The sequence below is a fragment of the Puia sp. genome, from assembly GCF_035546395.1.
Classification (GTDB): Bacteria; Bacteroidota; Bacteroidia; order Chitinophagales; family Chitinophagaceae; genus Puia.
Window position 1 is genome coordinate 340,932 of record NZ_DASZXR010000014.1, and the last position, 24,290, is coordinate 365,221.

Here is a 24,290-nt window from a genome sequence, read left to right on the forward strand (position 1 = left end):
AAGAATATGGAAATTCAATCAATAAAGAACCGGTTTGGCATCATCGGCAATTCGCCCGGCCTCAATTTCGCCCTGCAGGTTGCCGTACAGGTAGCCGCCACCGATCTTACGGTGCTTATCGCCGGCGAGAGTGGAGTTGGGAAGGAGGCGTTCTCCATGATCATCCATGCATTATCCGGCCGTAAACATAATCCTTTCATTGCCGTCAACTGCGGGGCTATTCCCGAAGGGACGATCGATTCCGAGCTGTTTGGCCATGAAAAGGGTTCCTTCACCGGCGCAGTGGATTCGAGAAAGGGGTATTTCGAGACCGTGAACGGCGGGACGATCTTCCTCGATGAGATCGGGGAGATGCCGCTGGGAACGCAGGCCCGGCTGTTGCGGGTGCTGGAGGCGGGAGAATTCATCCGCGTGGGTTCGTCGAAGGTCCAGAAGACCGATGTGCGGGTGATCGCGGCGACCAATAAAGATCTGCTGGAGCTAACGGAGAAGAACAAGTTCCGGGAGGACCTTTATTACCGCCTCAGCACCGTCCCCATCCGCGTGCCGTCGCTGCGGGACCGGAAGGAGGATATTCCACTGCTATTCCGTAAGTTCGCCGTGGACTTTGCCGAGCGATACAAGACGGCGCCGGTGCAGCTTGACGAGGACGCGAAAAATCTGTTAATTAACTATTTCTGGCCGGGGAATGTGCGGGAATTGAAAAATATTGCAGAACAGGTTTCCGTTCTTTCGGAGGACAAGCATATCACGGCGCCGGCCTTGCGGCGGTTCATCCCGGAAACGGGGTCGCGGCTGCCGATGGTGATGCCCACCAGTGGCGTGAGTGCGGGTAACGGGGCGCCGGAGTTTGCCAACGAACGGGAGATCCTGTACAAGCTGTTCTTCGACATGAAGAAGGATGTGACCGAGCTGAAGAAGATGTTTGTGGAGATCGTGCAGAACCCGTCGATGGTATCGCAGCAGCATGCCGGCTTTTTGAGCCATCTGGAGGAGATCAAGGCGGCGGACACCATCTACCAGCCTCCGGCCATCGCGACATCGCAGCCGGTGGTGTTGCATAACAATGTCAATGGGCACGAGGACATCCACCATCATGAGGAAGTGGAAGAGTCGCTGAACATCATGGACAAGGAAAAAGAGCTGATCGTCAAAGCGCTGAAGAAGCACAAGGGCAAGCGCAAGGATGCTGCCTCGGACCTGGGCATCAGCGAAAGGACCTTGTATCGTAAATTAAAGGAATACGACATTAATGAATAAAATTTTCGGAATTGCCATCATCGCGGGTCTTTGTGCCGGGATATCTTCCTGTAAGATCTATTCTTTCAAGGATGTGTCGATCCCGGCTGAGGTGAAGAGCATTCATCTGTCCTATATCGAGAACCGGGCCCCGCTGGTTAATCCGCAGTTGGCGCCGCAGCTGAATGATGCGCTGAGGCAGAAGATCAATAACCAGGCGTCGCGGCTGTCACAGATCCAGACCTCGGACGCCGACTATGAGGTCAGCGGTTGGGTGTCGGGCTACAGCTATTCCACCTCGGGGGTGTCCAATCAACAGGCTGCTTCGACCCGGTTGACGGTGACGGTGCATATCGTCTTCAAGAACCATCTCGATCCGACGGGGAAGAAGGTGGCGCCGGCGGACTTCGAGTCGGACGTGAGCCGGAGCTTCGATTTTTCCGCGCAGACGAGCATCACCGAGGCCGAGCCGCAGCTGATGCCGACGATAGTCAGCAACCTGACCGACGAAATATTTAACAAGCTTTTCTCCAACTGGTAAAATGCAGCAATCCATGCAGCCGATCCTCCAGCATCTGTTCCAGGTCTCCTCCTTGGATGAAGTTTCCCGTCAGCGGCTCGAATCTTTTGTAGAGGAATATCCGTCTTTCGGGATGGGGCATTACCTGCTGTCGCGCAAGCTAAAGGCAGAGGGTTCCGATCGATTCGCGGCAGAGACGCAAAAGACCAGTCTTTATTTTACGAATCCGTTCTGGCTGCAATGGCAGCTGGATCATGCGGCGGCGGCCCGGGAGTCCTTTGTAGCGGCTCCGCCCGTAGAAGAGGATCATGTGGCTCCTCCTCCGGAGGGGCTGGTCATTCCGGCGGCGGGAGTGGTGACGGTGGCGGAGGAAAGCTATGGCGTACCCGAAGGGGATGACCTGGCCGAAGCGCTTAGCGCCCCTCCACCGGAGGAGCATTCGGCTGCCGACGAGCTGCTGCGCAGAATCGAGGAAGCAAAAGGATTGCGCGACACCCTGCAGAAGATCAATACCGATTTTGAGGCAGAGACCGGGTTGGCAGGTGAGAACTTGGCGGTGGAAGAACCCATTCACGACGATGAGGCGCCTTTTGTGCTCGATGAGGCCGCCCGGGTGACACCGGAGGTGGCATCAGAACCAATCCATGACGAGGAACCGCCATTCGTGCTGGATGAGCCGGATGCGGTGGTCGAGGCCGTGGTAGCCGCCGAACCGGAACCAGTGGCCACCATTCCCGAACCGGCAGCGCCGGCTCCGGGATCGGAGCCGGTCGCGCCCCCGCCCGGCCAGCAGCCTGTGGACAGCGGGCTGGTCTTCGAGCCCTATCACACCATCGACTATTTCGCCTCGCAGGGCATCAAGCTGACGCTGGATGAGAACCCCAAGGATAAGCTGGGCAAACAGCTGAAGAGCTTCACCGAATGGCTGAAGGGCATGCGCCGGCTTCCGCAGAAAGACCGCGAAGTGATCCCCGACCGGGTGGCGGAAGAGGCCGTGCAGAACATCGCCGCCCACTCCATCCAGAGCAAGGACGTAGTGACCGAGACGATGGCGGAGGTGCTCGCCATGCAGGGGATGCGCGAGCGCGCGAGGGTCGTTTATGAGAAATTAAGTTTGCTCAATCCCGGGAAAAGGGCTTATTTTGCAGCCAAAATCGAACAATTAAATATTCCCTGATATGATCTTTTTTGTGATCCTGATCGTTCTTGCCTGTGTGATTCTCGGATTGATCATCCTCGTGCAGAACCCCAAGGGGGGTGGATTGGCAGGAACCGTGGGCGGCTTCAGCAACCAACTGATGGGTGTGAAGCAAACTACCGATGTACTGGAAAAAGGCACCTGGGCGCTTGCCATCGTCGTCGCCCTGCTCTGTCTTTTCTCCGCGATCTTCGTTCCGAAGGCTTCCAACAGCAACCGTGCCATCCCGGAGAAGGTGAATGCACCCGCCAGTCCCACCAAGTAGGCAATAAAATAATCGGATAATTTGCGGCCATCGCATAATTTATTACTGCGGCCATCTTTTTAGGGTGGCCGCTTTTTTATATCCAAAGCCGCCCTGGCGGCTGGTCCGAAGGACAGACATTTGACCTTCGCCGGGAATTTGCTATTTTGCATTATGCGAATTCCCGGCGTATATTAGCCGAATATCGATATACCTATGAAGAGAGTCATTTTGGGCATTTTGCTTCTCGTTCTGCTCGCCGGCGTTTTTGTTTTGTTCCGCCTTTTCGGTCCGGCAACGGCTTTCGACAGCGACAGCTATTTCCTGTATATCCGCACCGGGGCCACCTATGAACAGGTGCTCGACACGCTGAAAGCGGAAAACGTCCTGCGAAGCCCGGCCTTTTTCAATTTTATGGCGGGGAGGATGGACTATCCGAAGAACGTTCGCGCAGGGAAATACGAGATCAAAAAAGGCATGAGCCTGACCAGTATCCTGCGGATGCTGCATAACGGCCGGCAGGCGCCTGTAAAGATCGTGATCACCAAGTTCCGCACGCTGGAAGGACTGGCCGGGGCGATGGGCAAGAAGCTCGAAGCCGACTCGGCTGGCATCGGGGATTATCTTCACAACAACGATTCTCTGCGGACCTTCGGGGTTGACAGCAACACCGTGCTGGCCATCGTGATGCCCAATACGTATACCTATTTCTGGAACACACCGCCTTCTGCCGTCTTTAAAAAGATGTACGCCACCTACAAGGCCTGGTGGACGCCCGCACGGATCGATTCGGCAAAGGCAAGAGGACTGACACCCATCACTGCAACGACCCTGGCCTCGATCGTGGAGGAAGAGACGAACATGGCCTCCGACAAGGGGAAGATCGCCAGCGTATATCTCAACCGGCTGGCGAAAGGAATGCGGCTCGGAGCCGATCCGACGCTCAAATATGCGACGCGGAATTTCGAGGCGAAGCATATCTACAACACGGACAAGGACGTGGAGTCGCCTTATAACACTTACAAACATGAAGGCCTTCCTCCGGGTCCCATCTGCACGCCTTCAGAAGGCACCCTGGAAGCGGTCCTCTCTTCCCCGGCCACCGACTATCTGTTCTTTGCCGCAAGGTCCGATTTCTCGGGGTATACGAATTTTTCCGCCACCTACCAGGAACACCAGGCCAATGCAAAGGCCTACCAGGGTGAATTACGAAAACAGGAAGCCATAAGGGACAGCAAGAAGAAGACGAAGAAATAACCCCAGGATGATCAAACTCGAACGAAGGATATATAACAGCGCCCCCTTCCGCTTTCTCGAAGCCCGGAGCAAGAAGATCATTCTGCCCGGGTTCCGGGGCAAGCCGCTGTTCGATGTGGTGCAGTTCTTCTTCAGCCAGGTCAAGAAGGTGGGATTGAACGATCGGGCCCGCTCCATTGCGTTCAGTTTCCTTACCGCCATCCCCGCCGCGACGATCTTTATCTGCACGGTCATCCCCTATCTGCCGGTGTCGCAGAAGCTCGAACGGCAGCTGTTGTTGCTTACCCAGGACATCACCCCAAACCAAAACACTTATGTGCTGGTGAGCCAGTTCCTGAAGGATTTTCTCGAGAAGCCGCGGGCAGGCCTGCTTTCAGTCGGCTTCGTACTGGCCCTTTTCTATTCGTCCAATGCGATGATGGGGATCATGCGATCGTTCAACCGGTCGCTCTTCCACGATACGACTCGGCGTAACGGTCTGCAAACGCGATGGATGGCGATCAAGCTGACCGTGCTCGTGCTGTTTATTCTCATTGGGATGATCGTCATGGCGGTCACACAGGCCGATCTGCTGCGAAGCCTTTTGAAGTCCCTGCACGTGCGAAACAATAACCACAGTCTCCGCTGGTTGTTCCGGACTCTCCGCTGGGTCGTGATCCTGCCGTTGTTCTATATGACCATTGCCTGCATCTACAAGTATGGCCCCGCCGTGCGGAAGCGCTGGTCTCTTTGGTCGCCCGGGACGCTGCTGGCCACCTTTCTCACGATCCTGACCACGATGGGCTTCTCCTATTGGGTCAACCGTTTCGGCACCTATAATAAGGTCTATGGCTCCATCGGTACCGTCATGATCCTCATGTTGTTGGTGTATTTCAACTCCCTGGTGCTGCTGATCGGGTTCGAGCTCAATGTGAGTATTCACTATGTGAAGGAGCCCGGCGAAAAAAAGGACTAAGTTCAGCCTTGCGGAAAAACCTCACATGGCGGCAGCCGCCGGCGCGGCGAAGCGCATACAGAGCAATATTGCCACGAACAGGATTCGCATGTGCGGGTTTTTAGGCGCCTTCGGTGCTAGTATCCAATGATTGGCCCTCGGCCGGAGCGCCCGTGGCGTTCCCTGCCCTACTCCACTCTTTCAAAAGTTCGCTTCGCCGTGCCGGATCGAGGCCGGGCCGATCATACTGACCGGCCGCCTGCTTCTGCCGATAGGCTTCATATAAAGTGACGGCGCAGGCCACCGAGATGTTGAGCGACCGGATGATGCCCACCTGCGGAATGATAAAATTCCCATCCACCAGCGGAAGGATCTCTTCGCTGACGCCCGAATGTTCATTCCCGAAGATGAGCGCGACCCGCCTGGTCAGATCCATCTCGTAAAGCGACACGGCATCGCTGCTGAGATGCGTGGCGAAGATGCGGTCCGCGCGGGTCCGGAGAAAGGCAAAACATTCCTCCGTGTTGTCATATTGATGGATCGTCAGCCAGTTTGCGGCGCTGCTGCTGCTCTTGGCGCCCCATTTCTTATGCCGAGGGATGCGGGTATTCAGTACCACGATATCCTGTACGCCGACTGCATCGCAGGTACGCATCACGGCGGAGATATTGTGCGGGTCGAATACGTTCTCGAGCACGATGATAAGGTTACCTTGTCTTTTGTCGAGTACATGAGTGATCCTTTGCTCTCGTTCCGGGGTCATAATCAATAGTATATGCGAAGTTTCCGACTTTTGCGGATCGGGTAAAGTTAGGCCAAAGGCTTGTATGAGCAACCGAAATACGTACTTTTGTCAAAAGATACTGCCCAATGCCCTATTCTCTAAATAATCCGCGGACCATTGAGGTCGAAGATGTGGACGTGCTGACCAGCGTGGAGGATCCGTATAGCCTGATCGTATGGAACGACGAGGTCAATACGTTCGAGTGGGTGATCGAGACGCTGATCGAGGTATGCGGACATTCGCAGGAGCAGGCCGAGCAATGTGCGATGATCATCCATACCAAGGGAAAATATGCGGTGAAGCGCGGATCATATGAGGAGCTGAAGCCGCAATGCGACGCCATTACCGACCGGGGCATCGGCGCCACCATCGAGATCCTCTCCGGATCCCAGTAACTACGACAAGCGGGTGGCCGCAAAACAATGTCTCTCTTTATTCTCAATAACGAGCTTTTATTCCCTCCCGTTCATCTGTCCGAACCGGACGGCCTGCTAGCCATTGGAGGCGATCTGTCACCCGAGCGGCTGCTGCTGGCCTACCGGCATGGCATCTTTCCCTGGTATGAAGGGCAGCACATCCTCTGGTGGTGTCCCGATCCGCGTTTCGTACTGTTTCCCGAAGAATTGCGGGAAAGCAAGAGCATGAAGCAGCTGCACAAGCGCGATGTCTTCGATTTCCGCGTCGACACCGCCTTCCGCGAAGTGATCACCAACTGCAAGACCATCGCCCGCCAGGGACAGGAAAGCACCTGGATCACCGACGAGGTGCGGGATGCCTATACGCGGATGCACGAGCTCGGCTATGCGCATAGCGCCGAAGCCTGGCAGGATGGCGAATTGGTGGGAGGATTGTATGGCATCCGCCTGGGGAGCGTGTTCTTTGGCGAAAGCATGTTCAGCAAGGTCAGCAATGCAAGCAAATACGCCTTTATCCAGTATGTCCAGCGACTGCAGGGCGAGGGAGTACGACTGATCGATTGCCAGGTCTACACCGCACATCTCGAAAGCCTGGGAGCCAGGATGATCCCAAGGGAAGACTTTATCGCCCTGCTGGGCCAACTCATCCCTTGAACGTCACCTGTCAAAAATTCCACAGTTGCAATATTGTATTTATAAAATAAAACCAATATACTTGCCGGTAAGTGTAAAGCATTAGCATCCAATATTCATTTTTTGATTCAATAACCCATAAAAACCAAAGACCATGAAAAAGATCCTACTTGCAGGATTCACGCTCTTCTGTCTCTCCACTATTTCCAACGCACAATCTTTCAAACCCTTCCGGGTAGACGTAATGACCGGCTGGGCCATTCCGCAGGGTCCGGGCGCCAAGGGCGGTGTCGCCTTCTCGCTCGAGCCGCGGTATTCCATCATCGATAAGATCTCCGTCGGTCTCCGGGTGGAGGCCGCGATCACGGCAAGAGGTTGGGTGGCCGGCGACGGCTCTTCGGCGAGCGCCGATGTGGCGGCCAGCGGTTCGTACCTGGCCACGGGCGACTACTATTACAGCAACCGGTTCTTCCGCGCATTCAGCGGCGTAGGCACCGGTATCTATAGTCTTGCCAGCGCTTCGGTCTCCGCCAATTCACAAAACGGCAGCGTGGCGCTCGGCGGTTCCACGAAGTTCGGCGGAATGATCCGATCGGGCTTCGAACTCAGCCATTTCCGTTTTGCCTTCGAGTACAATCTCATCGGTAAGAGCACCCAGACCGTCACGGACGGCAATGGCAATACGCTGGGAACGGCTACGGCCAAGAATAGCTATTGCGCCATCAAGATCGGCTTCTTCCTCGGCGGGGGGAGACAGGCGAAGACCGTTAGTGGAAAATTCTGATCCCTTATTCGATACCGGATTCGTCAGGGACCTGCTTTAGGGCAGGTCCTTTCTTTTTACAGGCCATCGCTCGGCATGCGCATAGATGAGCCCGCGCATATAATCATTTTCGGGATAGCGGGTGAGATAGTTCTTAATGTCGGATGCGTCGTAGATCGCCGCGTCGGCGGGAAGATAGCCCATTCCATACAGGCGCCCCTGTTCGATGAGGATGCAGCTTTTCTCTTCGGCATGGCGGCCGCGATCCACCAGGGTGAAGCTGGGCAGGCTCTTGATCAGAGCGCCGATGGCTTCATCTACGCGGCGGTTGTAGCTCTTGGGGGATTCGCTCCCTTCGCAGGCGCCCCTGCAATAGCCTTCATGCAAACCTTCGCAGGACTGTTCCCCTTTCTGAACAAAGCAAAGGCGGGGACAGAGATCGAATTCGCGGATGAGCTTCCGCAGTAGGTTCTGGCCTTCGAGCAGCAGGGAGAATGTGTATACCGGCTGCAATTGCTTCTTTCGTTTTTCCAGGATCAACCGCGAATAGCCGTTGCGATCTTCATACGTGTAAAGGCCATAGGAGGGTTCAAAACGTTTCAGGCTCCTGTTGTAGACCGGCCAGAGTCTTTTGATCTCGACGCATTCCAGGAGAAAGGCCATCAGTTCGGTCCCGGTGGGTTCATGGGAGATGGAATAGATGTTCCGGAGGAACTCCTGTTTTTGCCGGCCGGTCTTGTTGTTGGAGAAATGGCTGCTGACGCGCTGGCGGATATTGTTGGCCTTGCCGACGTAGATGACCTTTCCTTTCTGGTCATGGAAGTAATAGACGCCCGGGGTCTGGGGCAGGCGATCGAGTTGTTCAGCCGGTAGGTTGACAGGAAGGTATTGTTCCTTGTTACGGCCCTTGAGCATCGTCCGGATGACCTCCAGGCCGCCGGCCTGCAGGATCTTCTCGAAAAGCAGCACGGTGGCGTTGGCGTCCCCCCCGGCGCGGTGCCGGTTAGGGATGGAGATGCCAAGATGCTGGCAGATGTTGCCCAGGCTGTAGCTGGGCGCCCCCGGAAACACTTTGCGGCTGAGGCGCACCGTACAGAGTTTGCGGCTGTCGAGGTGGAAACCGCATTCCTTGAGCTGGCTATGAAGAAAGGAATAGTCGAAATTGACGTTATGGGCGACGAATACGGAGTCCTTGAGCCATTCGTGGATGGTCGGGGCTATTTCTTCGAAGCCGGGCGCATCGGCCACCATTTCGTCGTTGATGCCGGTGAGGGCCTGGACATACCGGGGGATGGATATCCCGGGCCGAACCAGGGTCTCATAGCGCTTAACTTCCCGGTTTCCATCATGCAACACAATAGCAACTTCCGTTATGGCGTTATTAGCTGCATAACCGCCGGTAGTTTCTATATCGACTATCGCATACATTCTATCTACCCCGAGGGCCCTGTTGCCGGGTCTGTAAAGGTAAAAAGAAGTTTCCTTGTTCCGTACCCTCCCATTGTTTAACCCTAAATCCAAATCTGTATGGAACAACTCGACTCGACGAGGGCCAAAGAAAGTATCGCCAATGAAAGCACTGTAATGGTTTTTATCACTGCGTTCCTTTATTTTGCCGCCATTCTTTCGTTTGCGTACTTGTTCACGATGTCGTAAAAAACGGTCTTTTTTTCAACACAAACTATTCAGGGACAGTCCATTAGCCGTAGGCAGGAAAAGCCCAAAAAGAATTTCAGGTTGTCGGAAAATATAGTATTTTTGTAACGACTGCTTGGACCTTTAAGGCAATCTCTCACGCCAACTTCATCTGAGAAACCATCCCGATCAACCTCCGATCCCCTTTGAAACCGTATATTTTTAATCATTTGGTTTCACCCTAAAAAATTTCTTTTATGAAAAAGGTCTTCTCATCTATTCATCTTGGAGAAACAGCGAAAACTTTTCTGTTGGCCATCGGTTTTATCGGCCTCGTGATGTTCCTGTCTTACCTGTATTGGTTTGCATAGGTCAATTGTACTATAAAATTGCGCTGCCCGGCCAACTTTTCTGAGGGGCAGCTATCAAAATATTCAAAGGCAATTCCCCGGTTTCCCGGGGAATTTTTTTGCCTCTTTCCGCCCGGCTGGCGGAATTTTTTTTATTCAACGTACATTTGCGGTCCATGGAATTGAGCAAGAACTACATACCGGCAGCAACAGAAGAAAAATGGTCAGATATCTGGCTTCGGAAACGTTATTTCAGCAGTGTCCCCGACGGGCGGCCTGCGTACAGTGTGGTTATCCCGCCCCCCAATGTCACTGGGGTGCTTCATATGGGGCATACCCTGAACGAGACCGTGCAGGATATCCTGGTGCGCTATCACCGGATGAGCGGCTACAATGCCTGCTGGGTGCCGGGTAGCGACCACGCGTCCATCGCGACCGAGGCAAAGGTGGTCGGGATGTTGAAGGAGCGGGGAATCGACAAGAATCAGCTCTCGCGCCCCGAGTTCATGAAATATGCCTATGAGTGGAAGGACAAATATGGCGGGATCATCTATGAACAAATCCGCCGGCTCGGCTGCAGCGTGGACTGGGACCGGGTGTCGTTCACCATGGACAAGGACTATTATGATTCCGTCATCAAGGTGTTCGTGGACCTGTATCAGAAAGGGCTGATCTACCGGGGAGCCCGGATGATCAACTGGGACCCGCAGGCGAAGACCGCCCTGAGCGACGAGGAGGTGGAATACAAGGACGAGCAGGGCAGGCTTTACTATGTCAACTATGCACTGGTGGACCATAACGGCCGCTCCCTCGACCGGAGCATCACAATTGCCACGCAGCGGCCCGAGACCATTATGGGTGATACGGCTATCTGTGTCAATCCCACCGACGAGCGGTATACGGACCTGAAGGGTGCGTTTGCCATTGTTCCGCTGGTGAACCGGCGGATCCCGGTCATCTTCGACGAATACGTCGATCCGGCCTTTGGTACGGGCGCGTTGAAGGTCACGCCGGCGCATGATATCAATGACTATAACCTGGGGTTAAAGCATGGGCTGCCCATCGTCGATACATTGAACGAGGACGGGACGCTGAGTGCGGCCGCCGAGGTCTTTGTGGGTATGGAGCGGTTTGCGGCCCGTAAGGCGGTCATTGCCCGGCTGCACGCAGAAGGATTGATAATCAAAGAGGAGTCGCATATGACCCGGCTGGGATATTCGCAGCGGACCCATTGCGTCGTCGAGCCGCGGATCTCCACGCAGTGGTTCGTAAGGATGAAGGAGCTGGCCGCACCGGCGCTGAAGGCCGTGACCGAAGGGTATATCCGCATCCATCCCGGGGACAAATTCCTGGCGACCTATAAATACTGGCTCGAGAACGTAAAGGACTGGTGTATATCCAGGCAGTTGTGGTGGGGTCAGCAGATACCCGCCTGGTATGCGCCGGACGGCAGCCTGCAGGTGGCGGCTACGCGCGAGGAAGCTTATACGCTTTTTGGGGCCTCGGGCCAACCGGCTTTCTCCGCCGGCGATCTGCGGCAGGACGAAGACGTACTGGATACCTGGTTCTCTTCCTGGCTCTGGCCCATCGAGGTCTTCAAGGGCGTTAGCAACCCGGGTAACCCGGACATCCGATATTATTATCCCACCTCCGTGCTGGTCACGGGTCAGGATATCATCTTCTTCTGGGTCGCGCGGATGATCATGGCGGGGCTATACTATTTCCCCGAGAGCCTCCCGATGCAGCAGCGCATCCCCTTCCGGGACGTGTATTTCACCGGGATGGTGCGGGATAACCTGGGTCGCAAGATGAGCAAGAGCCTCGGGAATTCACCCGACCTGCTGATGCTCATCGACAAATACGGCGCCGATGCGGTGCGCTTCGGCATCATGATCGCTTCGCCGGCGGGGAATGACCTGCTATTCGATGAGGCGGCGCTGGAACAGGGCCGGAACTTTAATAACAAGCTGTGGAATGCGCTGAAGCTGGTGAAGGGTTGGGAGGGACGATTGGACCCTGCGGTGAGACCCGGTTCCAACTTTGCCGTCGAATGGTTTGCCAACCGGCTGGCGGAGGCCCGGGAGACGATCGGCCAGGCGTTCCGCGAATTCCGGCTGAGCGAAGCGCTGAAGACGCTTTATTCGCTGATCTGGGACGATTTCTGCAGTTGGTACCTGGAATGGGTAAAGCCCGGTTTCGAGCAGCCCATGGACGCGAATATCCACCGGCAAACCGTTGGATTCTTTGAGCAGCTGGTGCAATTACTGCATCCTTACATGCCGTTTATCACAGAAGAGATCTATCATCTGCTGGCGCCCCGTGCCGAAGGCGATGACCTTTGCGTACGGCAGTTCGCGCCCGCGGCTCCCGCCGATGCACGAATCCTGGGCGAGGGTGCGCTGTTGAAGGAAGCGATCACGGCGCTCCGGGATGCGCGGAACAAGGCGCAGATCAAGCCAAAGGAATCCGTCAGGCTGCATATCCATTCGGAATCATCGGAGGCCACATTCCGTTCGCTCTCCCCTATCCTTTCGCGGCAGGTGAATGCCGAAAGCATCGATTTTACCCGCGAAGCCGTCGCGGGTTCGCTGACCGTGGTCTCCGGGAAGGACAAATATTATATCGTCACGGCGCAGCCGCTGGCTGCCGGCAATCAGAAGGAGGACCTGCTGAAAGAGCTGAACTACCTGAAGGGCTTTCTGGCCTCTGTCAACAAGAAGCTGGAGAACGAACGGTTCGTGCAGAACGCAAAGCCCGAGGTCGTCGACCTGGAGCGGAGGAAGAAGGAAGATGCGGAGATAAAGATCAAGGCGTTGGAAGAGAGCCTGAACGGCTAACGATGGTTTATGGAAACTTTTTATTATCTTGGTTAGCCATCCCTTAAATGGCTTATCCCATGTTAAAATACGCCCGGCTGCTCGTTTCCGCAGCTATCTCGGCCCCATGCTTCTTTTTTGCCGGCGCTCCCCTGACCGGCTGCCAAAAGAGCAACGACACCATCACGGTCATCAAGCATGACACCACGGTTATCGTCAAACACGACAGCATCCCGGTAGCCGATACGGTCTATGACATCGCCAGCGGTCTGGTGGCTTATTATAATTTTAACGGCGGCAGCCTGCATGACAGCAGCCTATACGGGAACCATATCGTATTCAACAATGCCACGCCGACGACAGACAGATTTGGCAATCCCAATAATGCGTATTTATTCGACGGGGCCACCAGCTATATGCAGGTACATAACAGCGCCAGCCTTAATCCCGATAATATAACCCTTTATGCGATCGTCAGGATCAACGGGTTTTATGCAGGCAAATGCAGCGGCAATCAGATCCTTTGCAAGGGATCTTCTGATGATGTAAATGGATTGTATTTCCTGCGTTTCTCCGACAGCACGAATGGTTGCACTCTAAATCCTCCGCATCCGGAGTCGGAAGTCGCCTACGGCACCTATGGCGACAATATTCCCTCCGAAACCACCTTAACTGCCGGCAACAACTCCAGCGCGGTGCAAACGGGCATCTGGTATAAGTTTGCGTATACCTATGATGGGTTGACGGCGAAGTTCTATGTCAACGGCGTTTTGAAGGGTTCCGTGACAAAGACGGTGGCCTTCGCTGACAATTCCAATGATATTTTTATCGGCAGGGATGAGAACGTCCTGTTCCCCTATTGGTTCAACGGCGTCATCGATGAGATCAGGATCTACAATCGGGCGCTTCCTCAGCAGGCCATCACACAGTTGGTGAACGCAAGTAATTGATCGACAGATCCTCTTCCCGCGCTGCCGCTTGGCGTCCCGAAAAGAATGACCTTCGAGCTGATGCGGCCCGGCCCGCTCTTTCCCCTGAAGGCTCTTTTGGGCGACAAGGCCGCCGGCCTAAGGCATCGGTTTCACCGCATGCCCGCTATACCCCTGCGACAGCAGGTTGAGCGGAAGGATCAGCTCCCATTGGTTGGGACCGCGGCCCTCGAAGTCGGGGTCGAGGAGGCGGCTGTAACGGACGCCGAAGCTAATGGCGAGCTGATTCCACCATTTCGTATCGAAATACACCTCGGAGCCGAAGGACCGGAAATTTGCGTTGAAGACGCGGCCATTGGTGTAGAAATCCATGGCGTGCGTATAATCGTAATACAGATTGGCCCGCACCCGCAGGAAATACACGATATCCCCGAATCCCCAGTCGGGATAGAGCAGCGGTAGCTGGTAGTTGCCGGAAACCCGCCAGAGACGATAGAAATTCTCGGCTGAATATCCCCGTGAGAACGGAAAGCCATTGGAGAACCGGGCATTGCCCAGGGTATCGCGCTGCTGGAAAGCGGCCGCGAGCAGCAGGCTATGGGTATAGGCCACGCCGGGGAGATACAGGAACCCCGAGGCCAGGAACTGGTGAGCGGTGAAGGGCGTGACGGCGCTGCTGTACGAAAGATTCAGGACCTGGGCAAAGCGGGGCGCGATCTGCATCTGGGCCTGCTGGGACTGGTGGACGAAGCTGAGATAGGGATCGATATAGGCGAACCCGCGACTGTTGAAGGAATCCTTATACGCGCCTGTGAACGTTCGCTGGTTGTAGACGATATCGGAGCCGAACTGGAGGCTCGTAAAGCCGCGTCCGCGGGTCGAGCTGAGAGGGATGCTGAGGCCGGCGCGGGTCTCACTTTCGTTCCAATACACTTTCCGCCCGCCGTAGAGGGCGTTGCGGTCGAAGGTGTAGTTCCACCCGGCATCGATAAATGGATAGAGCCCGCCATAAGTGGCGGCGACGCCGACCTGCTTATACTGCTCGTTACGGTTGTAGTCCCCATAGATCTGGGTCTCGAAGGTGTTGAGGATATTGTCGCTGACCAGCGAAAGCTGGTAGTCGGGATCGTTGATATAGGGTCGCCAACTGTGGAAGTTGATCAGGTGGGAGGCGAGGGGATATTTTGTCGCGGGATAACCAGCCGGGGCGATCTGCTCCAGCAGCCGGGCGGGTCCTTTCTCCAGCGAGTCGATGCGCTGCACGGGGAGGGGGTGAGCCCAATCCGTGACAGCGACGGGTTCGAGGCGAAGGCCGGTGACGGTTGCCGTATCGAGCCAGTAGCCGGCCGCCGTGAAGGTGTTCCAGGCTACGCGGCCCCCGGGTCCCGGTTGAAACTCGTATTGACCGGTGCGGGTGTCGCCATGCGGAAGTCGGACGCGAAAGAGCCGGCCTTTAACCCACCCATAGATTCGGTCCTGGCCGTCGCGGGCGGCGCTGAACCAGATCGTATCGCCGCTGACGGCGGGAAAACCGATCACCTGGTAGCTGAAGGGCAACAGGAAGCGCGTGTTGCCGGCAAAGCCGGTGTCAACAAGCGCGAGCGACATCTCCCCTTTGCGATTGCGCACGGCCGTTAGGATACCGCCCGTGGCCGGGTCGAACTTCGGATAGGTGAAGAAAAGCCCGTCGGGATTCGGCAGCTGACGCCGGTCCGCTCCGCTGCTGCCGAGCAGGTGGAGGCGGCAGGCGCCGTCGGCTGCTTCTTCGACGGCCACGATGGCGCTGCCGTCGGCGGAGATATCGGGCGCGAAGAGACGGGTCCGGGTGGTGAGACGGCGATCGTCACCCGTGGCGATATCCAGCAGGCGCAGGACGCCATAGTCCCGCCAGCCCCAACGCGGATCGGTCTCATAGGCGGAATAGACGATACGGCCGTTGCGCAGGGAGAAATAGTTGTCGATGGAGACCGCCCGGTTGATCACCCGGGTCTCCGCCCCGGTGTTCCAATCGCGGATGTAGAAGGCCGGAACGCGTTTATAGCTGCTGCGCGCGTAAACCAGGCGGTTGGAGTCGAGGAACTGCGGGTACTCTTCGTGCGCGACGAAGTGTTTGTGGGCGCGGGCGAAGGAGTCGGCCGCCGGCACGCCGGGCGCTGGGTTTTCGGCGCCACGCCGGCGCGTGGGTTGTAACGGCCCGCTAAAATAGTCGAGGGCGTCCCGGCGAAACTGTGGAAACGGGACGGCGGCATGGCGTTTGATGGCCCCCTGAAGAGGATAGAAGAGTCCATGGAAGGCCGCAGCGTCATGGGCCACCTTTCGCCAGAAATCGTCGCCATAGCGTTCGCGGCCATAGGCGATCAGCATATAGCCAAGCGGATAGTGATCGGGAACGTAGTCGCGAAAGGAGCCGTTGCGCAGCTTCATCCACGAATAGGTTTTGTCGCCGGCCCAAAGAGAGCGGTAGCCGTCGAAGAACCGGGGCAATCTGCCGCGGCCCTGGTCGCTGACAAGGGTCTCCTGGTAAACAGCATCACCTTCCCAGAACCAGTTGGGTACGGCGAGGCTGTTGGCAAAGGCCTGGCCGCCTTCGCCAAAGAGATAGTAAAAGGCGCCGGAGAGTCCGACACGAAAGTTGTTATATTGCTGGACGTGGCGGTATTCGTGAATGGCCAGCATGGCAGGCCAGGGCAGGCTGCCGAGATCGAAGCTGTTCTGTTCGGGCGTGAGCTGGAATTCGCTGCGGAAGGGAGCCAGGCCGACGTAGCCGTTGGCGATAGTCGTCTGGTTCTGGAGGACGATGTCGATCTTCCGCTGACGGGGCCCGATAGTGGGACGGGTGGTCCCGGCCAGGCGGTGGACGATGGCCGCCACAAATTGGGCCTGGGAGTCGAGCCCGGTGGGGAAAATGATCCGCGCCGTGTCGGTGTTCAGCTGCCGCCATTTAAGCGAAGGGGGATTCCCGCCGAAGACCTGGGCAGAGAGGCTTGTGGAGAGCAGGACGGCGGCCAGGAGGAGGTGCAGGCGGCGGAAGCGCATTTATTGGTTCACTTTTTGATTTTCAAGTGGCTCAAATTAAGGTATTTTCGCATCATTCTATGAAGCTCAACCTTCGACAGTCTTTGTTATCCGGCGACTACGATGCCCTGCCGGCGGCCATTGCCGGGTTCATCCTCATCCAGATGCTTTGCGCCTTTGGCGGCATCGGCATCTCGCCTGACTCGGTGGTGTATATCAGCACGGCGCAAAACATCCACGACCATGGAACGATCAACGATTTTTCGAACATGCCCGTCATGGATTTCCCCGCCTTCTACCCTATTTTCCTCAGCGGTTTCCTCTTTCTGACGGCCAGTAAAGTCCTAAGCTTCGGGCCTATCCTGGACGGGCTGCTGTTTGCGATGCTGATCGGGCTTTGCGGGTATATCATGAACCGCTTCACCCGGGTCACGCGCACTTACAAGGCCCTGCTGCTCGTCTTTATCGTCCTTAGCCCCTGCCTGCTGGAAGTGTATTCGATGATCTGGTCGGAAACCTTATTCCTGTTGCTGTCGATCGTCTTTATTATAACGGCTCACGGTTACTTCCAAACGCATTCCCTGCGATGGCTGGCCGGTATGGCGCTGGTGGCAGGGATCGCCTGCGTTACGCGTTATGCGGGCGTCAGCCTGGTGGCGCTGGGCGGGCTGTTGCTGCTCTGCGACGGGCGGCTGCGCTGGAGTCCCCGAAAGTTTGGCCATTGGGCGCTTTATGCCGGGCTGGCGGTGTTCCCGCTGGCGTTGAACCTGCTCCGCAACTGGCAGCTTACACAGACCCTCACCGGCTACCGGGAGCCCGGGCAGACTCCCTTTACCAGCAACCTGCAGATGTTCGGCGCCGTGCTTTGCGACTGGCTGCCCTTTTTCAACGAGCGCTATGGCGCGGCCACTTTCGTCGCCGCGGTATTCATCCTTGGGATTACGGGGAGATTTGTTTACCGGTTGGTTCGGCGGACGGATATTTTTTCCTACAGCAATCTCGCATTGAGCTATTTTGTCGTCTACGGGGGATTTATCCTGTTCACCGCCACCGTGTCCCGGTTCCAACCCCTGGACAGCCGGTTATTGTCCCCGCTCTTCCTTCCCTGGCTTTGGGGCAGCAGCAGTTGGATCCCGCCGGCGTTGCATCGCTGTCCGCGGCCCTGGAAGACAGCCGCCGTCATTGGGAGCCTTGCCGCCGCAGCCTGTTTTATCTACGGCGAGATCCATGAGTTCCGCGAGAACTGGGAGGGTATCCATTATGCGGGCATCCCGGGATATACGGAGACGAGCTGGAAGCAGTCGGAGACGATGGCCTATGTCCGGTCGCACAAGGACTCGCTGGAGAAGGCCGGTCCCATCTATTCCGACGCCTTCGAAGGCTTGTGGTTCCTCGCCGATGTGCATTCCGAGCTGATCCCTCATAAGGACAATCCCGAAGATATCCGGTATATGATGAAGCAGGATCACTTCACGATCGTCTGGTTCGACGACGCGGTGAACTTCGATCTGATCGATGTGGACTTTATGCGGACGAAGAAAGAGCTGGTGAACGAGCTGCATTTCAACGACGGGGCGATCTATACCTTCAAGGGAGAACCGGCCCAATGACCGGATACCGGACATTCCCTCTTTTGTACTATTTTTAAGCGATGTTTTTGTTTTTAATGGCGTTGGCGATAGCGCCGGGCATTGCGGTCAGCCTGTTCATCTATTCCCTGAAGCGGTATGGCAAGGGCTCGATGCGTTACCTGGTGACGGCGTTTATCCTCGGCATGGCGGCCACCCTGCCGGCGCTGCTGATCCAGCTGCGGGCGGAGGATGTGCGCACGGAACCCTGGCGGCATTCCATCGCCTCTTATATCTGGTATGCCTTTGCGGTCGTCGCCCTGAGCGAGGAGGGAAGCAAGTTCCTCGTCCTGCGGTTCTACGCCTTTCCCAAACGGGTCTTCCGCGAGCCTTTTGACGGCGTCGTCTATGGAGTGATGATCGGGATGGGCTTTGCCACGGTGGAGAATATCGAATACGTGCATAAGTTCGGCCTCGAGACGGGCGTCTCGCGTTTCTTCCTTGCCATTCCCGCGCACGCGGCCTTCGCCGTGCTGATGGGCTACCCGGTTGGCCGGGCGAAATTCAGCCGGGGCCGGCGGGTTTGGCTACTGTTGTGGGGACTGTTTGTGGCGGTGTTGTTCCACGGCAGCTTCGATTTCTTTCTTTTTGTCCAGCAAAACCGGGAGATCACGCGTTATCTTTCCAATGGAATGCTTTCCTTTGGAGCGTTTGCGACGTTCTATATAGCCGTGCGACTGGCAATGCGGGCCCTGAGAATGCATCAACAAAATCAAATGGATCATGATGGATGAATCTTTATCGATACGACCCGGAGACCTTGACGATATCAACACCATTGGTTTCCTCGCGCAGCAGATCTGGCCGGAGACCTATGGGGAGATCATAACGACTGAGCAGCTGCAGTACATGCTCAATTTGTTTTACAGCCCCGCCTCCCTGCGGCGACAGATGCTGGACGACAAACACCAATTCCTTATCGTCGAGGAAGGGGAGGAACCCATCGGCTTTGCCGCCTGGAGCGGAACGGCAGAGCCGGGAGTCTTCAAGCTGCACAAGCTGTACGTACTGCCCGGCCGGCAGGGCAAGGGATTGGGCCGCGGGATGCTGCAATACATCTACCAGGTCATCCGGCCCCAAGGGGCCCGGACCCTGCTGCTGAATGTCAACCGGTGGAACAAAGCGCGGCAGTTCTATGAGCGGATGGGCTTTGCCGTCATCAAAGAAGAGGACGTGCCCATCGGCCGGGGGTATTTTATGAACGATTATGTCATGGAGGTGTCGGTGCCGGTCTAAGGGTCTTGCAGGCTTTTGGCCTGGCTGCTTAACCCGCCGTCGGAATCGGACCTTCCGACTCCGGCTGACCCATCGCCGCCAGCTTCATCTTCCGGGCCGTCTCATGACCGAGATATCTTTCGATGCGGCCTTCGACGAGATAAATAAGGGGGGTAAGGATCAGGGCCATGCTGGCCTTATAAATATAGTTCATCATCCCGATCGCCAATATCTGCTGCCAGGTGAAGATCCGGCTGAAGGCGATGAACAGCACGATATAGCTGTCCACCAACTGCGACACGAGTGTCGAACCCGTGGCCCGGAGCCAAAGGTGTTTGTGCCCGGTGCGCTTCTTTATCTGGTGGAAGACCGTGACATCCACTACCTGGCTCACCAAAAAGGCAACCAGGCTACCCACAATTATCAGATTGCTTTGGCCAAAGATGGCGTTGTACGCCTCCTGCAGGTTGGGTACCCCTTGCCGTTGGCTGCTTTGAAGCCAGACGTCGGCCGGCGGGATATGGATGGTCAGAAAATACATCAGGAAGGCGTAGGAGATCAGGATAATGGCCGTCCATGAGATCCGCCGTACGGCCTTCGGGCCATAGTATTCATTGACGATATCGGTCATGACGAATTCCAACGGCCACAACAATACCCCGCAGGTGAGCGTAAAAGCAAGTCCGCTCTGGCCGAAGAGGGTGAAATTGGCCGGTCGTATCCCCAGGAGCTTCTCCAGCGAGAATAATTTGGTTCCGATGGCTTCCGCGATCAGCGCGTTACAACAGAAGAAAGCGGTGAATCCCAAAAAGAGTTTTGTCGGGCGGTCTTTTAATATAGAATGGATCATCTGAGGTTGCGATTAATGATGAGGATGGTCAGCTGCAGGGCGAAGAACACGAAGTTAACGGCCGCCAGCCACACGGGAACGCCGGTCTTGCGCAGGCGGCGCAGGAAGAACATCGACAGAAGGATGAGATTGATGAAGATGTTCACGGAGATGGCGACGATCCAGCCCAGGACGACGATATCCGAGGTGAGGGCGCTGTCCGGGAACTGCGGCAGCCACTGAGAAAAGGACACCAGGAGAAAACAAAGGTTGCAAATGAAGGCAACCCTGGAAAGAAAACGTAGCACTCCCATAATTTGCCAAAAATCAGGTTTACGGGGCAAAATACCATTATTTGGTCTTATTTTTCCCGAATAATTTAAGCGTATGAACTCGCCGCTGTTAAAGAAAGCGCTTCCTCACGTGATCGCAGTCGCCGTATTTTTGATCGTTGCGGTGGTTTATTGCCGGCCTGCGTTGGAAGGGAAGGTGGTTTTCCAGTCGGATATGATACAATGGAAGCAGATGGCGCAGCAGTCGATGGAGTTCAAGGAAAAGCACGGGCACTTTCCGTTGTGGACGGAAAGCGCATTTGGGGGGATGCCTGCCTATACGATCGCGATGGATGGAAAATCGGCCGTTAGCCTTGGCTATATCGGCAATATCCTCACCCTGGGTCTCCCCCAGCCTGCCAAATTCTTCTTTCTTGCCTGTATCTGCTTCTACTTTCTTTGCCTCGCCATGCGGATAAACCCCTGGGTGGGCGTCGTCGCGTCGCTTGCCTATGCCTACAGCACCTATGATCCCGTGATCATTGTCACCGGTCACGTCACAAAGATGTGGGCGATCGGTTATGCACCGGGGGTGATCGCCGGCCTGCTGCTGCTCTTTCGCCGGAAATATCTCGCGGGTACGGCCCTGATGGCCTTATTCTTCTCCCTGCAGCTGGGCTCCAATCACCTGCAGATCGTGTATTATACCGTGCTGGCGATGGGGCTGCTGACCCTATTCTATGCCGTGAGCGCCATCCGCGAGGGCAAGGGGAAGGAGCTGATCCCGGCCCTTGGGCTGGCGGTGGTCGCCGGGGTGATCGGTTTTGGCACCAGTACGCTGGGCACCTTGCCGGTGGAAGAATATTCGAAGGAAACGATGCGGGGCGGCCGTACCGAGCTGACCAGCGGCACCAGCAAGCTGGAGAGCCACAACGGGTTGAGCAAGGAATATGCGTTTCAGTGGAGCTACGGCATTGGTGAGACCCTGACTCTTGCCGCAGCGGATATCTATGGCGGCGGCGCTTCGGGAAAGCCGATCGGGGACGATTCGAAATTTGCCGACCAGCTGGCGCAGGAGTTCTCGATCCCGCAGGACCAGGGAATGCAATATGCCAACGGATCGGCCTATTGGGGCGGCCAGCCGTTCACCCAGGGTCCGGTTTATGCGGGCGCCGTGATCGTCTTCCTCTTTCTTTTCGGACTGGTGTACTGCAAGGGATGGCCGAAATGGTGGCTGCTGAGTGTCGTCGTCCTTGGGATCATGCTGGCCTGGGGCAAGAATTTCGCGGCGTTCAACTATTTCCTTTTCGATCATTTCCCCTACTACAATAAGTTCCGGGCCCCGGCCACCTCGCTGGTGATGCCGCAGCTGGCGATGCCGTTGCTGGCCGCGCTCGGGCTCAACGCGCTGCTGGCGTCCGGGGATTCACGGGAGGCGCTATGGAAGAAGTGGAAGGTTTCTGCCATCGCAACGGGCGCGTTGCTGCTGGTGCTGGCCGACGTTTATTTCTCGGCGGATTACAAGGGCGCCGGGGATGCCGGGCAACGGGAGCGCTTCGTGCAGATGAAGATGCAACAGCTGTCCCAGGGCAGGCAGGCAGGGGCCGACGTCCAGCAACAGGCGGCGGCGACGGGCAATGCCCTCTTGAAGGCCTTGCAGGAGGACAGGAAGGCCGTCTACGGCGGTGAGTTGTTACGATCTTCCGTGCTGATCGCGGTAGCGGCGCTATTGGTCGCGCTGTTCATCCGCAGGACCCTCAAGCCATGGATGCTGGTGGCGGGTCTTGGAGTGCTGAGCACCTACGACCTGGTGGCCGTCAGCAGCCGGTACCTCAACGCCGACAGTTACCGGGACGAAGCCGATCTCGAGGCCGAGCGTAGTCCAACGCCTGCCGATGAGCAGATCCGCAAGGACCCGGATCAAAACTTCCGGGTCTTCGACGAATCCGGGGGCAATCCCTTCGAGGACGCCCGCGCCTCCAACTTTCATAACTCGATCGGCGGGTATTCCCCGGCCAAGCTGGGGTTATACCAGGACCTGATCGAGAACCAGCTGATGAAGGGCAACCGGCAGGTGTACAATATGCTGAACACAAGGTATTTTATCGTTCGGGACCCGCGCACAGGGCAGCCGGCGGCGGAGCGGAATGGCGAGGCCTTTGGCCCCTGCTGGCTGGTGAAGGGTATCCACTATGTAAAAGACGGAAATGAGGAGATGAAGGCGCTGGACAGCGTCAATGTGCGGGATACTGCGATCATCCAGCAGCGTTTTGCCCCGTTGGTGAAGTCGCCGCCGCTTGCCGATAGTGGTGCGCTTCTCAGGCTGGTGAAGAACGAGAACGATGTCTTGACCTATACTTTCTCTTCCCGGACCGGGCAGTTTGCCGTCTTTAGCGAGACCTATTATGACAAGGGCTGGGATGCGTTCATCGACGGGAAGAAGGCGGACTATGGCCGGGTGGACTACCTGCTGCGCGGGATGCCGATACCGGCCGGCGAACATACCATCGAGTTCCGGTTCGAGCCGCGGAGCTATGCCCGGGGGGAGCGGATCTCGGTGTGGTCCACGATCGTCGTTTATCTTTTGTTGATCGCCGCGGCGGTGGGTTTGTGGAAGCAGACCAGGCCGGCGGTGAAAAAAGCAGTTGTTGCCACCACATGAAGCCGTTAAGTCTTGTGATCATTACTTATAACCGGCCGGAGGACGCGCTGGAGCTCGCCCGCAATATTGCCGGGCTGGAGGAGCTGGACCGATGGGTGGAGGAGGTGATCTTTGTGAACAACCGCAGTACTGTTTCTTATCAGGCGCTGGAAGAATTTGTTGCCGAACATGCTGCCCTGCCGTTTCGCTATTCGGTGGCGCCGGAGAACCTGGGGGTGTCGCGGGGACGTAATTATGCGATTGGCCTGAGCCAGGCGCCGTATCTTGTTTTTTTGGATGATGACGCGCTGTTCCGCGATACCGACGCGTTACGGTGGATCGTGCCCGCCTTCGAAAGTCACGACTCCGACCGTCCCGTCGGCATCGTGGCATTCAAAATATACTATCATTCCACCGGCGAGATGCAGGTCAATGCGTTCCCGCATAAACGGTTTGCCGAGCGGCGGGACTGGCCACATTTCGAAACGGCCTATTTTTCCGGCGCGGCCCATGCGATCCGGCGGACAGTCTTCCAACGGGTAGGTCTGTACCCCGAGAACTTCTTTTACGGCATGGAGGAGTACGATCTCAGTTACCGCGCATTGGACGCAGGTTTTTCGATCCGCTACGACAACCGGGTGGTGATCCTGCACAAGGAGTCGCCGGCGGGGCGGCTGACTCGGCCGGAGAAGCTGCGGGGGATGTGGGTGAACAAGAGTAAGGTGGCCTGGAAATACCTGCCGGTGCGATACTTCTGGACGACGGCATTCCTATGGAGCCTGGAATACCTGAAGAAAAGCGGCTGGCATGTTGGCGGCCTTTTCAAGGGTTGGGGTGAGGTGCTGCGCATCCCTGGCGGGGAGAAGCGGCGACCCGTAGGGCCGGACGCGCAGGAGTATCTGCGGAGAGTAAAGGCAAGATTAAGCTACTGACATAAAAAAGACCCCTACTTTGCAGGGGTCTTTTTAGTAT

Annotated in this window: 22 protein-coding genes; 17 read left to right on the top strand and 5 right to left on the bottom strand. The window is 56.5% G+C overall.

Features of this window, described 5'->3' with window-relative positions; translation table 11 throughout:
- Positions 1–6 precede the first annotated feature (6 nt).
- The 6 genes from VHE34_RS14115 to VHE34_RS14140 all read left to right on the top strand — a co-directional run bounded on the left by VHE34_RS14115 (position 7) and on the right by VHE34_RS14140 (position 5,413).
- On the top strand, positions 7–1,260 hold the full coding sequence (locus VHE34_RS14115; RefSeq protein ID WP_325588955.1) for a sigma-54 dependent transcriptional regulator: 1,254 nt from the start codon (positions 7–9) through the stop codon (positions 1,258–1,260).
- Positions 1,253–1,780 carry an LptE family protein gene (locus VHE34_RS14120; protein WP_325588957.1) on the top strand — a complete coding sequence of 176 codons (528 nt, stop codon included), beginning with the start codon at positions 1,253–1,255 and terminating at the stop codon, positions 1,778–1,780. The genes VHE34_RS14115 and VHE34_RS14120 overlap by 8 nt, the downstream gene beginning before the upstream one ends.
- A gap of 13 nt (positions 1,781–1,793) precedes the next feature.
- Complete coding sequence (locus tag VHE34_RS14125) at positions 1,794–2,936, top strand: hypothetical protein (RefSeq protein WP_325588959.1); 1,143 nt, start codon at positions 1,794–1,796, stop codon at positions 2,934–2,936.
- Position 2,937: 1 nt separating this feature from the next.
- A complete protein-coding gene (gene secG / locus VHE34_RS14130) occupies positions 2,938–3,222 on the top strand; it encodes a preprotein translocase subunit SecG (protein WP_325588962.1) in 285 nt (94 codons plus the stop codon).
- Between the two features lie 195 nt (positions 3,223–3,417).
- Entirely contained in the window at positions 3,418–4,458 is a 1,041-nt protein-coding gene (mltG, locus tag VHE34_RS14135) for an endolytic transglycosylase MltG (protein ID WP_325588964.1), read from the top strand.
- A 7-nt stretch (positions 4,459–4,465) separates the two neighbouring features.
- A complete protein-coding gene (locus tag VHE34_RS14140; RefSeq protein WP_325588966.1) occupies positions 4,466–5,413 on the top strand; it encodes a YihY/virulence factor BrkB family protein in 948 nt (315 codons plus the stop codon).
- 100 nt (positions 5,414–5,513) lie between these two features.
- Here VHE34_RS14140 and VHE34_RS14145 read toward each other — a convergent pair whose 3' ends face one another.
- The gene (locus tag VHE34_RS14145) at positions 5,514–6,155 is read right to left on the bottom strand and encodes an RNA methyltransferase (protein WP_325588968.1); all 642 of its coding nucleotides are present in this window, start codon (positions 6,153–6,155) and stop codon (positions 5,514–5,516) included.
- Between the two features lie 107 nt (positions 6,156–6,262).
- Between VHE34_RS14145 and VHE34_RS14150 the strand changes: the two genes are divergently transcribed.
- The 3 genes from VHE34_RS14150 (at position 6,263) to VHE34_RS14160 (ending at position 8,009) form a co-directional block, all read left to right on the top strand.
- Complete coding sequence (locus VHE34_RS14150; protein WP_325588970.1) at positions 6,263–6,571, top strand: ATP-dependent Clp protease adaptor ClpS; 309 nt, start codon at positions 6,263–6,265, stop codon at positions 6,569–6,571.
- Between the two features lie 27 nt (positions 6,572–6,598).
- Positions 6,599–7,246: a leucyl/phenylalanyl-tRNA--protein transferase gene (gene aat / locus VHE34_RS14155; protein ID WP_325588972.1), complete on the top strand. Its 648-nt coding sequence runs from the start codon at positions 6,599–6,601 to the stop codon at positions 7,244–7,246.
- Between the two features lie 133 nt (positions 7,247–7,379).
- Complete coding sequence (locus VHE34_RS14160) at positions 7,380–8,009, top strand: hypothetical protein (protein WP_325588974.1); 630 nt, start codon at positions 7,380–7,382, stop codon at positions 8,007–8,009.
- Positions 8,010–8,045: 36 nt separating this feature from the next.
- Here VHE34_RS14160 and VHE34_RS14165 read toward each other — a convergent pair whose 3' ends face one another.
- Positions 8,046–9,416 carry an exonuclease domain-containing protein gene (locus VHE34_RS14165; protein ID WP_325588976.1) on the bottom strand — a complete coding sequence of 457 codons (1,371 nt, stop codon included), beginning with the start codon at positions 9,414–9,416 and terminating at the stop codon, positions 8,046–8,048.
- 99 nt (positions 9,417–9,515) lie between these two features.
- Between VHE34_RS14165 and VHE34_RS14170 the strand changes: the two genes are divergently transcribed.
- From VHE34_RS14170 to VHE34_RS14180, 3 genes are all read left to right on the top strand, one after another.
- A complete protein-coding gene (locus VHE34_RS14170) occupies positions 9,516–9,644 on the top strand; it encodes a hypothetical protein (protein ID WP_325588978.1) in 129 nt (42 codons plus the stop codon).
- Positions 9,645–10,149: 505 nt separating this feature from the next.
- A complete protein-coding gene (locus tag VHE34_RS14175; RefSeq protein WP_325588980.1) occupies positions 10,150–12,810 on the top strand; it encodes a valine--tRNA ligase in 2,661 nt (886 codons plus the stop codon).
- A gap of 59 nt (positions 12,811–12,869) precedes the next feature.
- Entirely contained in the window at positions 12,870–13,739 is an 870-nt protein-coding gene (locus tag VHE34_RS14180) for a LamG domain-containing protein (RefSeq protein WP_325588982.1), read from the top strand.
- 117 nt (positions 13,740–13,856) lie between these two features.
- Here VHE34_RS14180 and VHE34_RS14185 read toward each other — a convergent pair whose 3' ends face one another.
- Positions 13,857–16,754 carry a hypothetical protein gene (locus VHE34_RS14185; protein WP_325588984.1) on the bottom strand — a complete coding sequence of 966 codons (2,898 nt, stop codon included), beginning with the start codon at positions 16,752–16,754 and terminating at the stop codon, positions 13,857–13,859.
- Between the two features lie 59 nt (positions 16,755–16,813).
- On the opposite strand from VHE34_RS14185, the gene VHE34_RS14190 reads away from it, so the two are divergent.
- Genes VHE34_RS14190 through VHE34_RS14200 form a run of 3 tightly spaced genes read left to right on the top strand, consistent with a single transcriptional unit; the run spans position 16,814 to position 19,597 of the window.
- A complete protein-coding gene (locus VHE34_RS14190) occupies positions 16,814–18,343 on the top strand; it encodes a hypothetical protein (RefSeq protein WP_325588986.1) in 1,530 nt (509 codons plus the stop codon).
- Positions 18,344–18,384: 41 nt separating this feature from the next.
- On the top strand, positions 18,385–19,095 hold the full coding sequence (locus VHE34_RS14195) for a PrsW family intramembrane metalloprotease (RefSeq protein WP_325588988.1): 711 nt from the start codon (positions 18,385–18,387) through the stop codon (positions 19,093–19,095).
- The gene (locus tag VHE34_RS14200) at positions 19,085–19,597 is read left to right on the top strand and encodes a GNAT family N-acetyltransferase (protein WP_325588990.1); all 513 of its coding nucleotides are present in this window, start codon (positions 19,085–19,087) and stop codon (positions 19,595–19,597) included. The genes VHE34_RS14195 and VHE34_RS14200 overlap by 11 nt, the downstream gene beginning before the upstream one ends.
- A 28-nt stretch (positions 19,598–19,625) precedes the next feature.
- Here the strand turns inward: VHE34_RS14200 and VHE34_RS14205 are convergent, their stop codons facing one another.
- Both VHE34_RS14205 and VHE34_RS14210 read right to left on the bottom strand, forming a co-directional pair.
- Positions 19,626–20,426, bottom strand: a complete 801-nt coding sequence (locus tag VHE34_RS14205; protein ID WP_325588992.1) for a queuosine precursor transporter — start codon at positions 20,424–20,426, stop codon at positions 19,626–19,628.
- Complete coding sequence (locus VHE34_RS14210) at positions 20,423–20,713, bottom strand: hypothetical protein (RefSeq protein ID WP_325588994.1); 291 nt, start codon at positions 20,711–20,713, stop codon at positions 20,423–20,425. The genes VHE34_RS14205 and VHE34_RS14210 overlap by 4 nt, the downstream gene beginning before the upstream one ends.
- A 79-nt stretch (positions 20,714–20,792) precedes the next feature.
- On the opposite strand from VHE34_RS14210, the gene VHE34_RS14215 reads away from it, so the two are divergent.
- A complete protein-coding gene (locus tag VHE34_RS14215) occupies positions 20,793–23,339 on the top strand; it encodes a YfhO family protein (protein ID WP_325588996.1) in 2,547 nt (848 codons plus the stop codon).
- The gene (locus VHE34_RS14220) at positions 23,336–24,250 is read left to right on the top strand and encodes a glycosyltransferase family 2 protein (protein ID WP_325588998.1); all 915 of its coding nucleotides are present in this window, start codon (positions 23,336–23,338) and stop codon (positions 24,248–24,250) included. Before VHE34_RS14215 ends, VHE34_RS14220 begins: the two co-directional genes overlap by 4 nt.
- Positions 24,251–24,290 lie beyond the last annotated feature (40 nt).